Origin of the sequence: Mesorhizobium sp. M1428, assembly GCF_040317515.1 — a bacterium.
In the GTDB taxonomy this organism is placed as follows: Bacteria; Pseudomonadota; Alphaproteobacteria; order Rhizobiales; family Rhizobiaceae; genus Mesorhizobium.
Window position 1 is genome coordinate 1 of the sequence record NZ_JAMYKT010000074.1, and the last position, 1,044, is coordinate 1,044.

Consider the following 1,044-nt stretch of genomic DNA (forward strand, 5'->3'; position numbering starts at 1 on the left):
TGTTTGATCCCAGGCTTTGATGGTTCATCATTGTCGTCCGAATCAAAGGATGCACTATGGGCCAGGTTCTGCATGGGAGCGCCACAACGACAGAGGCGATCCGTCGAGCGATACAACATAGTGAAGCGAGCCTGAGGTCGCTTTCGAAGCGCTATGGCATCAACCCCAAGACGGTCGCGAAGTGGAAGAAGCGAAGTTCGACCGCCGATCTGCCCACCGGCCCCAGGGAGCCGAGATCGACGGTTCTGTCTGCCGAAGAAGAGGCCGTTATTGTGGCCTTCCGCCGCTACACGCTGCTGCCGCTCGACGATTGCCTCTACGCGTTGCAGCCGACGATCCCGCATCTGACGCGCTCTTCATTGCACCGCTGTCTGCAGCGCCACGGCATCGGCCGATTGCCGGATGTCGAGGGCGACAAGCCGGCGAAGAAGAAGTTCAAGGCCTATCCGATCGGCTTCTTCCACATTGATATCGCGGAGGTTCGAACCGAACAGGGCAAGCTTCACATGTTCGTCGCCATCGACCGAACCTCGAAGTTCGCCTTCGTCGAACTGCACGAGAAGGCTCCGACAGCCATTTCCAAAGAGTTTCTGCTACGCCTGATCGCGGCCGTCCCCTACAGGATCCATACCGTTCTCACCGACAACGGCATCCAGTTCACCACGCCAGGCGCTGGCGGTTCGGCCGTTCCGCTGATCAAGGAGGCAATCGCAAATGGCGAGATATTCCGGGCTCATGCCTTCGAATACGCCTGTGCCAAGAACGATATCGAACATCGAACCACAAAGCCAAAGCACCCCTGGACCAACGGTCAAGTCGAGAGAATGAACCGGACCATCAAGGACGCAACCGTCAAGCGCTTCCATTACGACGATCACGACCAACTGCGTCGGCATCTTGCCGACTTCGTCGCGGCCTACAATTTCGGCCGCAGGCTGAAGACCCTCAAGGGCCTCACGCCCTACGAGTTCATCTGCAAGGCATGGGCTTCCCAGCCCGAGCGCTTCACTCTCAATCCGCTCCAGCAAATGCCGGGACTAAACA

At 58.2% G+C, this 1,044-nt stretch carries 1 protein-coding gene; it reads left to right on the forward strand.

Annotated features, from left to right (window positions below; translation table 11 throughout):
* Nucleotides 1-56: 56 nt before the first annotated feature.
* A partial coding sequence (locus NKG60_RS32175; protein ID WP_352976695.1) for an IS481 family transposase occupies nt 57-1,044 on the forward strand: 988 nt, incomplete at its 3' end.